The organism is Pseudomonas sp. NPDC089408 (assembly GCF_044749445.1).
GTDB lineage: Bacteria > Pseudomonadota > Gammaproteobacteria > Pseudomonadales > Pseudomonadaceae > Aquipseudomonas.
Map to the genome: position 1 here is coordinate 336,808 of NZ_JBIVHY010000006.1, position 12,825 is coordinate 349,632.

The window sequence follows — 12,825 nt, forward strand, 5'->3', positions numbered from 1 at the left end:
ATGGGTATGCGTACCGTTGTAGGAGCGGGCTCACCGATGCGTCGGACCGCCGCGAATAGGCCCTTTAGAACAACATCAAAGGTGGATCAATGACCGATCAACCCCTGGCCCTGACCGTCGAACAAGGCCTGCACGCCGAACAGGAACTGCTGGCTGCCGTCTGCCGCGGCGAACGCGAAAGTGGCGTGCTGTTCTGGCGCCCCACCGACCATGCCTTGGTCATGCCCCGGCGCATGAGCCGGCTGGACAACTTTGAAGCCGCCTGTGCAGAGCTGGCCATTGCCGGTTGGCCAGTGCTGCTGCGTGAAACCGGCGGTGAGCCGGTGCCGCAATCGCATGCCACTGTAAATGTTGCGCTGGTCTACGCCGCACCTCGCAGCGAAGGTGACCACGGCCGTATCGAGAACGCCTACGAACGCCTGTGCCTGCCGTTGTGCGATGTACTGCGCGAGTGGGGCGGGGTGGCGTCGGTGGGGGAAATCGACGGTGCCTTCTGCGATGGCCGCTACAACGTCAACCTTAACGGTCGCAAGCTGGTCGGTACTGCCCAGCGCTGGCGTCAAGGCCTGGGTAGCAAGCGCCCGGTGGTTCTGGTGCACGGTGCACTGCTGCTGGATAACGAGCGAGATTCAATGGTGGCAGCAGTCAATCGTTTCAACGAGTGCTGCGAGCTTGAGCAACGTTGCCGCGCCGATGCGCACATTGCCTTGCACGAAGTGGCGCCTGCGGCGCCCTGGTTCGAGCGCCTGTCCCAGGCCTATGCCAAGGTATTGGCTGAGCTGCCCAAGGACTAGCGGGTACCGTAGACCACCATGGTCTTGCCCTTGACCTGTACCAGGCTGCGCTCTTCAAGATCCTTGAGGACGCGGCCGACCATTTCCCGCGAGCAACCGACGATACGGCCGATTTCCTGACGGGTAATCTTGATCTGCATGCCATCGGGATGGGTCATGGCGTCGGGCTGTTTGCACAACTCCAGCAGGCACCGGGCAACCCGCCCGGTTACGTCGAAGAAGGCCAGGTCACCGACCTTGCGCGTGGTGTTGCGCAGGCGCTGGGCCATCTGGCTGCCCAGTGCGTAAAGAATGTCAGGGTCCTGGCGCGCCAGTTCGCGAAATTTCTCATAGCTGATTTCAGCTACTTCGCACTCCGTCTTGGCGCGCACCCAGGCACTGCGCTGCTGTTCCCCGTCGATCGGCTCGAACAGGCCCAGCTCGCCGAAGAAATCGCCATTGTTGAGATAGGCAATGATCATTTCACGGCCATCGTCGTCTTCGATGAGGATGGTTACCGAACCCTTGATGATGAACGACAGTGTCTCGGCCCGGTCGCCGGCGCAGATGATGTTGCTTTTGGCGGTGTAGCGGCGGCGCTGGCAATGCACCAGCAGCTTGTCGATGTTCTTGATCTTGGCGGGTAGGGCGGAGGCAACCATCACGAAATCCTGTTCGATACGAGGCATAGGCTTTTTTTAGAGGTTGGCTGGCGGCAAGCGCCAGTCATTTGGCGCCAGCTTATCAGACGTCACCGGATGTTTCGGCACTAAACCAACACCTCTCGTACTTTTCCCACAGCCGCACAAGGTCTAAGCTGACACCCTTTTCCGAAAATCAGGAGTCCAGGTAGATGAAGGCACGAATCCAGTGGGCCGGTGAGGCAATGTTCCTCGGCGAATCGGGGAGCGGCCATGTCGTCGTGATGGACGGCCCGCCCGAGGCCGGCGGCCGCAACCTGGGTGTGCGCCCGATGGAAATGCTGCTGCTGGGCCTGGGTGGCTGCAGCAGCTTTGACGTGGTCAGCATCCTGAAGAAGTCGCGCCAGGCGGTGGAGAGCTGTGAGGCGTTCCTGGAAGCCGAGCGCGCCAGCGAAGACCCGAAGGTGTTTACCAAGATCCACATGAACTTCGTGGTGAAGGGGCGTGGGCTGAAAGAAGCGCAGGTCAAGCGTGCGGTGGAGCTGTCGGCGGAAAAGTATTGCTCGGCGTCGATCATGCTTGAGCGTGCCGGGGTTGAGATTACCCACGGCTATGAAATTGTAGAGCTGGGTTAAAGCCTGGTTTTTTTGGGGCCGCAAAGCGGCCCCGGCGATCTTCAGTCACGCAGTGCTGGAAGAGCCTCCCTCAACCATTGCGGCATTGCGCTTCTAAGCGCCTCACTCAACCGCTCCCGCCGCTTCTGGTAAACCAACCCCAACCAGATAACCCCCAACCCGATCAAGGTCACCACCATCGGGAACAACAGCGACTCGGCAAACACGTCGTACGACAGGTACCCCAGGTAAGCCGCCACCCCCAGCGCCCCGAACACCATGAACACCGGCCGGCGCAGCAGCACCGCCATGCCCATCAGCGCAATGTTGATCAGGCAATACAGGGCCTTGCCCAACTCGCTGCCGTTGTCCACAAGCGTCAAGCCGCCCCAGAACGCCGCCAGCCCGGCCAGGTACCCCCAATGGGCGTAGTCCTCGCGCGTGCGGCCGTCCACCACCAGGAATACCACCAACATCCCCAGCCCGAACCACAGCGATACTTCACGGCGCTGTTCCCAGCTGAACGGCGAACCGAAGAACCATTCGCTCAGGTCCATCGACATGAACCACAGCGCCACGGCGATGGGCATGACGATGAACGGGTAGGGGATAAGCCGCAGCATCAGCAAACCGGCCAGTACTGTCGCCAGTTCCATCACCAGCCAGCCGCTCTGCACGTAGGTGTAGTAATGGTGGTATTTTGCCTGCGTGTCGTGCACAGGCCACCAGCCAACCAGCCGTTCGATGGCGAATACGGCCAGTGCCACGATGCTGACCGCGACCGCTGCCAGCACCCCGGCAGCGACGGGCTGGCCGCGGCGCTGCAGTTTCAGGGCAAACAAGGTGATCAGCAGGATGTACAGGCTGGCAATGACCAGCAGTGCGCCGTCGCCGATGCTCATCCAGGCCTCGGTGAGCAACCAGCCCATGGCCGCCATGATCAGCATGGCGCCAAAGTAGAAGGCAACATGGGCCAGCTGGAAGCTGCTGCGTGCTGCCGGTTGCTGGCGCAGGAAGGCCAGCAGGGCCTGGTCCTGGCCCTGCTGGAGAACGCCGGCTTGCACGGCGCGCGCCAGGTCCTTGGCGTCGAATCGATCCGTCATGGGGGTGCCTTCAGATACGGTAGGTGCTCTTGGTCATGACCTTGGCCAGCAAGCTCATGCCAAACCGGACAGGGGCAGGGAAGCGGTAGCCACCGGCCTCCAGGGCAGACTCGGCGTGTTGCTCTTCGTCGATGCGCATCTGCTCGAGAATGGCCCGGGACTTTTCGTCTTCGTGCGGGATCTGCTCCAGGTGTTCGTCGAGGTGTTTGCACACCTGGTGCTCGGTGGCGGCGACGAAGCCTAGGCTGACCTTGTCGCTGACCAGCCCGGCGAGTGCACCGATGCCGAACGACATGCCATAGAACAGCGGGTTGAGCACACTCGGGTGGCTGTTCAGCTGGCGAATGCGCTGCTCGCACCAGGCCAAGTGGTCGATTTCTTCCTCGGCGGCATGCTCCATGGCCTTGCGCACTGCGGGCAGCTTGGCGGTCAGGGCCTGGCCCTGGTACAGCGCCTGGGCGCAGACTTCACCGGTATGGTTGATGCGCATAAGCCCGGCAATATGGCGGGACTGCTCTTCGTCCAGGTCGGCGTCTGGCTGGATAATGGCCGGCGATGGCCGGGCGGGTTGGCCGCTGAAGGGCAGCAAGGTGCGCATGGCGGTATCGGCCTGCAGCAACAAGCGGTCGAGCGGCGAGTAGTGACGTTCGGTAGCCATCGGGCACCTCCGCAAGAATGTGCCCGACAGTTTACCGCAATAGCGGCGGGGTCGCTTGCCGTGGATCAGCCCGGTGGCCAGTTCATCTGGCGCTGGCCAAGCACGTGCATATGGATGTGGTAGACGGTCTGGCCGCCTTTCGGGTTGCAGTTCATGACCACGCGGAAGCCTTCCTCGCAGCCTTGCTCGACAGCCAGGCGCTGGGCGGTGAACAGGATGTGGCCAGCCAGGGCCTTGTCCTCTTCGGTCAGGTCATTGAGCGTACGGATGTGCTTTTTCGGGATGACCAGAAAATGTACCGGCGCTGCGGGTGCAATGTCCTTGAAGGCCAGGATCTGGTCGTCTTCGTAGATGATATCCGCCGGGATTTCCCGGTTGATGATTTTGAGGAATAGATCGTCCACAGCACTTGCTCCATGGTGAGGGTCGGGCCGAGTGTACTCAGCCGAGCGTTGCTCGCCCAGTGGCTATTCCATGCCGACCGGGCAATAGCGGCGGTGAATGGCCCCGGCCAGCTTGCGCAGCAGCCAGCGCGGCAGCAGGCGCGGCGCAAATGCCAGCCAGCGGTTGCGCCGGCCGGGCATGATCAGTGCGCGGTTCTTGTTCAGCGCGCGTACGGTGTACAGCGCCACTTCCTCTGGGCTGAGGCAGCGCGGCTTGCCCTCCAGGCGGGCAATGCGCCGGCGTGCAGAGCGCACCGGGCCCGGGCACAGTACCGAGACCTTGATGCCGGCGGGCTTGAGCTCTTCGCGCAGGGCCTGGGAAAAGTTCAGCACGTAGGCCTTGCTGGCCGCGTAGGCGGCCATCCACGGGCCAGGCGCTACGCCAGCCAGGCCGGCAACGTTGAGAATCTGCCCGCCACCTTGCACCGCCATCAGGTTGCCGATGGCGTGGCACAGCCGGCTCAGGGCCAGCACGTTGACCTCCAACAGGTCTTGCTCGTCTGCCCACTCATGGGCCAGGAACGGCCCGTAGGTGCGCTGGCCGGCACAGTTGACCAGCAGGTCGATACGCCGCTCGCCTTCCTCCAGCTCCAGCACGAAGCCTGAAAGGCGCAGCGGTTGGCTAAGGTCGCACGCGCGGAACAGCACCTCGACACCAAAGCGTTGGGTCAGCTCAATGGCCACTGGTTCCAGCGTTTCGCGCTGGCGTGCCACCAGGATCAGGTTGCGCCCGCGCCGTGCCAGTGCTTCCGCCAGGGCCAGGCCCAGGCCGCTGGAAGCACCGGTAATCATGGCGTAACGGGTCATGCAAGGCTCCTGGGGGCGGAAGAGGGCGCCTAGTGTACAGCTTGGCCGGGCAAGGTGTTGCCTTTTGCTACAAGGCCCGAACCTGCAGGGCCTGGCAGCGCTGCAGGGCTTGCTGGTACTCGCTGTACAGGCGTTCGATCAGTGCGCTGGCGCTGGGCAGGTCGTCGATACCGCCAACGCCCTGACCTGCCGACCAGACGGTTTTCCACGCCTTGGCTTCGTCGTCTATCGGCTTGAGTTTGCCTTGTTCATGGCCGCCCTTGAGGGCATTCAGGTCGTAGCCCGCTTGTTCCAGGCTGGGGCGCAGGAAGCTGGCGGGAATGCCGGAGACCGCCGGTGTGTGGACGATGTCGGCAGCGTGGGCCTCCAGCAGCATCTGTTTGTAGGCGCTTTGGGCCTGGCTTTCTGCCGTGGCGATAAAGCGCGTGCCCATATACGCCAGGTCGGCACCCAGGAGTTGTGCGGCAAGGATCTCGTGGCCGTGGTTGATACAGCCCGCCAGCAGCAGGGTTTTGTCGAAAAACTGGCGAATTTCCGCTGCCAGGGCGAACGGGCTCCAGGTGCCGGCATGGCCGCCTGCACCGGCAGCAACGGCAATCAGCCCATCGACACCCGCTTCGGCGGCCTTCTCGGCATGGCGGCGAGTGGTGACATCATGAAACACCAGGCCGCCATAGCTGTGTACGGCATCGACCACTTCCTTTACCGCACCCAGGCTGGTAATGACGATCGGCACACGGTGCTCGACGCACAAGGCCAGGTCGGCCTGCAGGCGCGGGTTGGTCGGGTGGACGATCAGGTTCACCGCATAGGGCGCTGGCGCCTGCAACTGTGCCAGGCCGGCCTCGATTTCTTCCAGCCAGGCTTTGAAGCCGGCACTGTCACGCTGGTTCAAGGCCGGGAAACTGCCAACCACGCCGTTGGCGCAGCAGGCCAGCACCAGGCTGGGGTTGGAAATCAGGAACATTGGTGCGGCAACCACAGGCAGGCGCAAGCGTTGTTCGAGCGAGGCAGGTAGCGACATGGCAAGGCTCCTAGGCAGGGTGGCAATGTCAGAACGGTTTGACCACCACCAGAATTACGATACCCAGCAGGAACAGCACGGGCACTTCGTTGAACCAGCGATAGTAGACGTGGCTGCGGGTGTTGGTGCCACTGGCGAAGCGTTTGCGCTGGGCGCCGCACACGTGATGGTAGCCGGTCAGCAGGATCACCAGGGTCAGTTTGGCATGCAGCCAGCCCTGGCTCAGCCAGCCGGGGGTGAGGTAGAGCATCCAGGCGCCGAACACGTAGGTGGCGATCATTGCCGGGTTCATGATGCCACGGTACAGCTTGCGTTCCATGGTCACGAAGCGGTCCTGGCTGATGCTGTCCTGGCTCTGGGCGTGGTAGACGAACAGCCGCGGCAGGTAGAACAGGCCGGCGAACCAGCAGACCACGCTGACGATATGCAGCGCTTTGATCCATAGGTAAAGCATGGAGGGAGTTCCTTCAGGTAATCACGGTCGTCAGATAGTAGTGGTCTAGCGCCCGAAGGGTCACCCGAAGAGTTGTTACAGGCGCCTTGCGCCCCTATTATCGTGCGCTTTCCAGACGGCTCGTTGATAAGGGGCAAGCGTTATGATCAAGGTCGGTATTGTCGGCGGCACGGGTTACACCGGCGTCGAACTGTTGCGTCTGCTGGCACAGCACCCACAGGCCGAAGTGGCGGTCATCACTTCGCGCTCCGAGGCGGGCGTGGCAGTGGCAGACATGTACCCGAACCTGCGCGGCCATTATGACGGGCTGGCGTTCAGCGTGCCGGACAGCCAGGCCCTGGCGGCTTGCGATGTGGTGTTCTTCGCCACCCCGCACGGTGTTGCCCACGCCCTGGCCGGCGAGCTGCTGGCGGCCGGCACCAAGGTGATCGACCTGTCGGCCGACTTCCGCCTGCAGGACGCCACCGAGTGGGGCAAGTGGTATGGCCAGCCGCACGGCGCGCCAGAGTTGCTCAAGGACGCGGTGTACGGCTTGCCAGAAGTGAACCGTGAAAAAATCCGTCAGGCGCGCCTGATCGCCGTGCCGGGTTGCTACCCGACCGCCACCCAGCTGGGCTTCCTGCCGCTGCTGGAAGCCGGCCTGGCGGACCCTTCGCGCCTGATCGCCGACTGCAAGTCGGGTGTCAGCGGCGCTGGCCGTGGCGCAGCGGTGGGTTCGCTGTTCTGCGAAGCTGGCGAAAGCATGAAGGCCTATGCGGTCAAGGGCCATCGCCATCTGCCGGAAATCAGCCAGGGCCTGCGCCTGGCCGCTGGCAAGGACATCGGCTTGACCTTCGTGCCGCACCTGACGCCGATGATTCGTGGCATCCACGCTACCCTGTACGCGAACGTGGTTGATACCTCGGTCGACTTGCAGGCGCTGTTCGAGAAGCGCTACGCCGATGAACCGTTCGTCGATGTGATGCCGGCGGGCAGCCACCCGGAAACCCGTAGCGTGCGCGGTGCCAACGTCTGCCGCATTGCCGTCCATCGCCCGCAAGGTGGTGACCTGGTGGTGGTGCTGTCGGTGATCGACAACCTGGTCAAGGGCGCTTCCGGCCAGGCGGTGCAGAACCTCAACATCCTGTTCGGCCTGGATGAGCGCATGGGCCTGTCCCATGCCGGCTTGCTGCCGTAAGCCGTCAGCAGTGAACAAGGCCCGCGTCGTGCGGGCCTTTTTGCAGGTCGCGACTAAAGCCGCACAATTCTTGACCGATTTTCTCGGGAAAGCGGATAATGCGCGTCATCGAGTTTTATGGCGGCTACCGCGCCGGGAGAATCAACATGAGCGTCGAAACCTTCACCCCTACTGGTCTGGAATTCACCCATGGGGCAGCCCAGAAGGTGAAGAACCTGGTCAATGAGGAAGGCAATGAACGTCTGAAGCTGCGGGTGTTCGTGACCGGTGGTGGTTGCTCGGGCTTCCAGTATGGCTTCACCTTCGATGAAGACGTGGCCGAAGACGACACCATCGTCGAGCGCGAAGGCGTTTCCCTGGTGGTCGACCCGATGAGCTTCCAGTACCTGGCTGGCGCCGAAGTGGACTATCAGGAAGGCCTGGAAGGCTCGCGTTTCGTGATCAAGAACCCGAATGCTGCTACCACTTGTGGTTGCGGCTCGTCGTTCTCGATCTGAAGCCTGGCCATACGAAAACGCCGCGCAATTGCGCGGCGTTTTGCTTTTTGGCGTAGCGGTTATGCCGGGTAGATCGCGCCCAATACGCGCAGGCCCTTGGCGGCAGTGACGCTTGGGCGGTTGGCGGCAATGCCTTCCAGGCAGCAGTGAGCGAGCCAGGCGAAGGCCATGGCCTCGACCCAGTCCGGATCTACGCCATGGGCGCCAGTGCTGGCGACCTGGGCATGGGGCAGCAACTGGCCAAGGCGGGCCATCAGCGCGCCGTTGCGGGCGCCACCACCACAGACCAGCAGCGCTTCGGTGCCATGCTGGGCGCTGCCTAGCGACTCGATGATGCTGCGTGCGGTCAGTTCCAACAGTGTCGCCTGTACATCTTCGTCGCGATAAGCGGGTAAGCAGGCAAGATGGCCATCCAGCCAAGGCAGGTTGAACACCTCGCGGCCGGTACTCTTCGGGCCGCTGCCGGCGAAGAACGGGTCGGCCAGCAGTGCGCCGAGCAAGTCGGCCTGCACCACGCCCGAGGCTGCCCAGGCGCCGTCAGCATCGTAGGTTTGGCCGCGCTTGCGCTCGATCCACGCATCCAGCAGCACATTCCCCGGGCCGCAATCAAAGCCGTGCACCGGCTTGTCCTGCTCGATCAGGCTGAGGTTGCTGAAACCGCCCACATTGAGAATTGCCAAGCGCTGGCCAAGGTGGCTGAACAGGGTTTCATGGAAGGCCGGAACCAGCGGCGCGCCTTGGCCGCCCGCAGCCACATCGCGGCGGCGGAAATCGGCGACCACGCTGATACCCGTCAGCTCGGCGAGCAGTGCCGGGTTGCCAATCTGCACGGTAAAACCGCGTGCCGGTTCGTGGCGGATGGTCTGGCCGTGGCTGCCAATGGCGCGGATGGCGTCAGCCTGCAGGCCTTGTCGGGCCAGCAGTTGGTGGATACCTTCGCCTGCCAGGCTGGCCCAGCGGTTTTCTGCCAGCGCTGCCCGCGCGATTTCGTCCGGCCCGCTGCTGCACAGGGAGAGCAATTCCTGGCGCAGATCGGTGGGCATGGGCAGGTAGTGGGTGGCGAGCAGCTCAAGCTGCTCGCCCTGTTCGATCAGGGCGATGTCCAGGCCATCGAGGCTGGTGCCGGACATCACCCCCAGGTAGAGCGCCATGGCTTAGCGCTTGTTCGCTGCGAGCAGGGTGGCCTTTTCCTGATCCATGCGGGCGATCAGCGGCTGGCTCTGCTGCAGGAAGCGCTGGCGCTCGTTCTTGGCGATCGGGTCAGCCATTGGCACCTTCTGGCTCAGCGGGTCGACGTGAACGCCGTTGACCTGGAACTCGTAGTGCAAGTGCGGACCGGTGGACAAGCCGGTGGTGCCGATGTAGCCAATGATCTGACCCTGCTTGACCGAGCTGCCGGTCTTGATGCCTTTGGCAAAGCCCTGCATGTGGCCGTAGAGCGTCTTGTAACGGTTGCCGTGCTGGATGATCACGGTGTTACCGTAACCGCCACGGCGCCCGGCCAGCTCGATGCGGCCGTCACCGGCAGCCTTGATTGGCGTACCACGCGGGGCAGCGTAGTCGACGCCTTTGTGGGCGCGAATCTTGTTCAGGATCGGGTGCTTGCGGCCGGCGGAAAAGCGCGAGCTGATGCGGGCAAAGTCCACCGGGGTACGGATGAAGGCCTTGCGCAGGCTGTTGCCGTCGGCCGTGTAGTAGGTAGTGTTGCCCTGCTTGTTGGTGTAGCGCACGGCGGTGTAGGTTTTGCCGCGGTTGGTGAAGCGCGCGGAGAGGATGTTGCCGGTACCGACGACCTTGCCGTCCATCACCTTCTGCTCGTACACCACATCGAATTCATCGCCAGGGCGAATATCCTGGGCAAAGTCGATGTCGTAACCCAGCACGCGCGCCATGTCCATGGTCATGCTGTGAGACAGGCCGGCACGCTGGGCGGAAGCCGATAGCGAGCTCTTGATCACACCGTGGGCATAGGCGGTTCGCACGACCGGTTTGCTGATTTCACGGTTGAAGGTATAGCCCTTGGCTGATTTGGTCAGGCGAATGGTTTCAAGGTTGCTGACTTTGCTGTGCAGGCTGGCCAACTGGCCATCCTTGTCGAGTTCGAACTGCAGTACCTGGCCATGCTTGAGCTGGCTGAACTGCTTGGCCTGCTTGTTGCTGGCCAGCAGGTCGTGCACCGCATTGGCCGGCAGGCCAACCTTGGCGAACAGGGTGGACAGGGTATCGCCACGCGCGACGGTAACTTCGCGATGGCCAGGTTCCTTGGCGGCTTCGGCGATCGGTTTGGCTTCCGGAGCTTGCTGCTCGGCTTTCTGGGTTTCGGGTGCGGTGTCTTCGATCTGGGCGAATGGCGAGCCTTGCTCACCTTGTGCCTGCACCAGCGGTGCGGCACGGGAATCGTCCTTCAGTTGCTCGGCGGGGCTTTCCAGCTCGAGGTTGAGGGTGGTTTTCTTGGCTTCCACTTCGCTGGAGGGAAATACCAGCAAAGCCAGGCTGAGCAGGGCGGCGATGCCGCTGGCGGCCAACAGATGGCTTTTCGGATAAAGCTTGGGCGCTTTAGGCGGTTCGTTGGTCATGAGTAAAGTGACTTTGAAAAAGGTGAAATGGAAAAGATGAATGACATGATGAAGATGAAATAACTGTATAAAATATAACCAAATCCGTTTTCACGCAAGGGCGCGTAGACGCCGCAAACCTGTGTTCGGGTCACATTCCTTTGCGAAACTTGTAATTGACGGCCGATCTTGTATGGTTGGCTCCCCCTGAATCTGAGCCTTGCGGGTTTGTCTATGAAGTCGGTTGAAGAGCAGCTGGCGCTTATCAAGCGCGGCGCGGAAGAAGTACTGGTCGAGTCGGAACTGGTGGAGAAGCTCAAGCGCGGCCAACCTCTGCGCATCAAGGCCGGCTTCGACCCGACCGCCCCGGACCTGCACCTGGGTCACACGGTGCTTATCAACAAGCTGCGCCAGTTCCAGGAGCTGGGCCACCAGGTCATCTTCCTGATCGGTGACTTCACCGGCATGATCGGTGACCCGAGCGGCAAGAGCGCCACGCGCCCGCCGCTGACCCGTGAGCAGGTGCTGGACAACGCCGAGACCTACAAGCAGCAGGTATTCAAGATTCTCGACCCGGCCAAGACCGAAGTCGCGTTCAACTCCACCTGGATGGACAAACTGACCCCGGCCGACTTCATTCGCCTGGCGTCGCAGTACACCGTAGCGCGGATGCTCGAACGTGATGACTTCGACAAGCGCTACACCACCAATCAGCCGATTGCCATTCACGAGTTCCTTTACCCGCTGGTGCAGGGCTACGACTCGGTAGCACTGAAGGCGGACGTCGAGCTGGGCGGTACCGACCAGAAGTTCAACCTGCTGATGGGGCGCGAGCTGCAGCGTGCCTATGGCCAGGAAGCACAGAACATCGTGACCATGCCGCTGCTCGAAGGGCTCGACGGCGTGAAGAAGATGTCCAAGTCGTTGGGCAACTATGTTGGCATTCAGGAAGCGCCAGGGGTGATGTACAGCAAGCTGGTGTCGATCCCGGATACCTTGATGTGGCGTTACTTCGAGCTGCTGAGCTTCCGTTCGATGGAAGAGATCGATCAGTTCCGCGCTGATGTCGCCAAGGGTGCCAACCCACGGGACATCAAGATCAAGCTCGCGGAAGAGATTGTGGCGCGCTTCCATGGTGAAGAGGCTGCGGCCAATGCCCACCGTGCGGCGGGTAACCGTATGAAGGAAGGCGAGCTGCCGGAGGACCTGCCGGAGATCGAAGTGGCGGCGGCGGAAAACCTGCCGATTGCTGCCGTGCTTAACCGGGCTGGCCTGGTGAAGAATTCGGCGCAGGCACGGGACTTGCTGAGTGGCGGTGCGGTGAAGGTTGATGGTGCGGTGGTCGACAAGGACTTCATGTTTGTCCTAGGTGCTACCCATGTATGCCAGGCGGGCAAGAAGTCGTTTGGCCGGGTTACGCTGAAGGCTGAGTGATTGGCTGGGGTGTAGCTATATAGAAGCGGGGAGGCCGAGAGGTCTCCCCGTTTTGTTTTTGGGGAGTGTTGTGGTGGGTGTCTGGGGGGGGCGATGGGCTTGGCTATAGATAGTGTTGGGTTTGAGAGGTGTATGCCACAACACATTCAGCGCCTGTGAGACCGAGCGCCGCGGGTGTTCGCCGCAACACATTCAGCGCCTATGAGATCGAGCGCCGCCCGCGCGGCGCTTCGCGGCTAAAGCCGCTCCTACGTTTGTTTCGGGCCAGTCCATCCTGTGCCGGGCGCGAGCGACCGCCTTGTTGGTACGACACGATATCGAGACATGCGCCAAAGCGTTCGCGTGCAAATGCCACAGGCATAACTGGCCCGAAACAAACGTAGGAGCGGCTTTAGCCGCGAAGCGCCGCGCGGGCGGCGCTCGATCTCACAGGCGCTGAAAATGTTGCGGCGGACAACCGCGGCGCTCGATCACCCCGGCGCAACATATGTTGCGGCGGCCACTTGCCGGCCTTCATACGGTCTTCACCTGGCATATTTCAATTAAATGAAATTAAAGGTTGACGCCCTCTCGAATCCCCTTATAATGCGCCCCACTTCCAGCGACAACGGAACGACAAACTCCTTGAAATTCAACGAGTTAGCC

The 12,825-nt window shown here is 62.1% G+C and carries 14 protein-coding genes; 5 read left to right on the forward strand and 9 right to left on the reverse strand.

The genetic code is table 11. From position 1 onward, the window contains the following. Positions 1 to 89 precede the first annotated feature (89 nt). Positions 90 to 794, forward strand: a complete 705-nt coding sequence (locus ACIP02_RS13095; protein ID WP_400617074.1) for a biotin/lipoate A/B protein ligase family protein — start codon at positions 90 to 92, stop codon at positions 792 to 794. On the opposite strand, the gene crp is transcribed toward ACIP02_RS13095, so the two are convergent. Beyond that, positions 791 to 1,435 carry a cAMP-activated global transcriptional regulator CRP gene (crp, locus tag ACIP02_RS13100; protein ID WP_400617076.1) on the reverse strand — a complete coding sequence of 215 codons (645 nt, stop codon included), beginning with the start codon at positions 1,433 to 1,435 and terminating at the stop codon, positions 791 to 793. The two genes, ACIP02_RS13095 and crp, sit on opposite strands and share 4 nt — an antisense overlap. Positions 1,436 to 1,626: 191 nt before the next feature. Between crp and ACIP02_RS13105 the strand changes: the two genes are divergently transcribed. Further along, positions 1,627 to 2,049, forward strand: a complete 423-nt coding sequence (locus ACIP02_RS13105) for an OsmC family protein (protein ID WP_004376171.1) — start codon at positions 1,627 to 1,629, stop codon at positions 2,047 to 2,049. A gap of 41 nt (positions 2,050 to 2,090) precedes the next feature. Here ACIP02_RS13105 and ACIP02_RS13110 read toward each other — a convergent pair whose 3' ends face one another. From ACIP02_RS13110 to hemJ, 6 genes are all read right to left on the reverse strand, one after another. Continuing rightward, a complete protein-coding gene (locus ACIP02_RS13110; protein ID WP_400617079.1) occupies positions 2,091 to 3,131 on the reverse strand; it encodes a DUF2157 domain-containing protein in 1,041 nt (346 codons plus the stop codon). A gap of 10 nt (positions 3,132 to 3,141) precedes the next feature. Next, on the reverse strand, positions 3,142 to 3,789 hold the full coding sequence (gene coq7, locus ACIP02_RS13115; protein ID WP_400617081.1) for a 2-polyprenyl-3-methyl-6-methoxy-1,4-benzoquinone monooxygenase: 648 nt from the start codon (positions 3,787 to 3,789) through the stop codon (positions 3,142 to 3,144). Between the two features lie 65 nt (positions 3,790 to 3,854). Next, a complete protein-coding gene (locus ACIP02_RS13120) occupies positions 3,855 to 4,193 on the reverse strand; it encodes a histidine triad nucleotide-binding protein (RefSeq protein WP_003255518.1) in 339 nt (112 codons plus the stop codon). 63 nt (positions 4,194 to 4,256) lie between these two features. Next, the gene (locus ACIP02_RS13125) at positions 4,257 to 5,039 is read right to left on the reverse strand and encodes an SDR family NAD(P)-dependent oxidoreductase (RefSeq protein ID WP_400617083.1); all 783 of its coding nucleotides are present in this window, start codon (positions 5,037 to 5,039) and stop codon (positions 4,257 to 4,259) included. A 67-nt stretch (positions 5,040 to 5,106) separates the two neighbouring features. Next, positions 5,107 to 6,063 carry an NAD(P)H-dependent flavin oxidoreductase gene (locus ACIP02_RS13130; RefSeq protein ID WP_400617086.1) on the reverse strand — a complete coding sequence of 319 codons (957 nt, stop codon included), beginning with the start codon at positions 6,061 to 6,063 and terminating at the stop codon, positions 5,107 to 5,109. Between the two features lie 28 nt (positions 6,064 to 6,091). Then, a complete protein-coding gene (hemJ, locus tag ACIP02_RS13135; protein ID WP_060501620.1) occupies positions 6,092 to 6,517 on the reverse strand; it encodes a protoporphyrinogen oxidase HemJ in 426 nt (141 codons plus the stop codon). A gap of 142 nt (positions 6,518 to 6,659) precedes the next feature. Between hemJ and argC the strand changes: the two genes are divergently transcribed. Both argC and erpA read left to right on the forward strand, forming a co-directional pair. Beyond that, on the forward strand, positions 6,660 to 7,694 hold the full coding sequence (gene argC / locus ACIP02_RS13140) for an N-acetyl-gamma-glutamyl-phosphate reductase (RefSeq protein ID WP_400617089.1): 1,035 nt from the start codon (positions 6,660 to 6,662) through the stop codon (positions 7,692 to 7,694). A 146-nt stretch (positions 7,695 to 7,840) separates the two neighbouring features. Beyond that, positions 7,841 to 8,191 (forward strand): iron-sulfur cluster insertion protein ErpA, encoded by a 351-nt coding sequence (gene erpA, locus ACIP02_RS13145; RefSeq protein WP_003255511.1) that lies wholly within the window; start codon positions 7,841 to 7,843, stop codon positions 8,189 to 8,191. A gap of 59 nt (positions 8,192 to 8,250) precedes the next feature. Here erpA and ACIP02_RS13150 read toward each other — a convergent pair whose 3' ends face one another. Both ACIP02_RS13150 and ACIP02_RS13155 read right to left on the reverse strand, forming a co-directional pair. Next, positions 8,251 to 9,342, reverse strand: a complete 1,092-nt coding sequence (locus ACIP02_RS13150) for an anhydro-N-acetylmuramic acid kinase (protein ID WP_400617093.1) — start codon at positions 9,340 to 9,342, stop codon at positions 8,251 to 8,253. A gap of 3 nt (positions 9,343 to 9,345) precedes the next feature. Next, positions 9,346 to 10,767, reverse strand: a complete 1,422-nt coding sequence (locus tag ACIP02_RS13155; protein WP_400617095.1) for a peptidoglycan DD-metalloendopeptidase family protein — start codon at positions 10,765 to 10,767, stop codon at positions 9,346 to 9,348. Between the two features lie 213 nt (positions 10,768 to 10,980). Between ACIP02_RS13155 and tyrS the strand changes: the two genes are divergently transcribed. Further along, positions 10,981 to 12,180, forward strand: a complete 1,200-nt coding sequence (tyrS, locus tag ACIP02_RS13160; protein WP_400617098.1) for a tyrosine--tRNA ligase — start codon at positions 10,981 to 10,983, stop codon at positions 12,178 to 12,180. Positions 12,181 to 12,825: the final 645 nt, after the last annotated feature.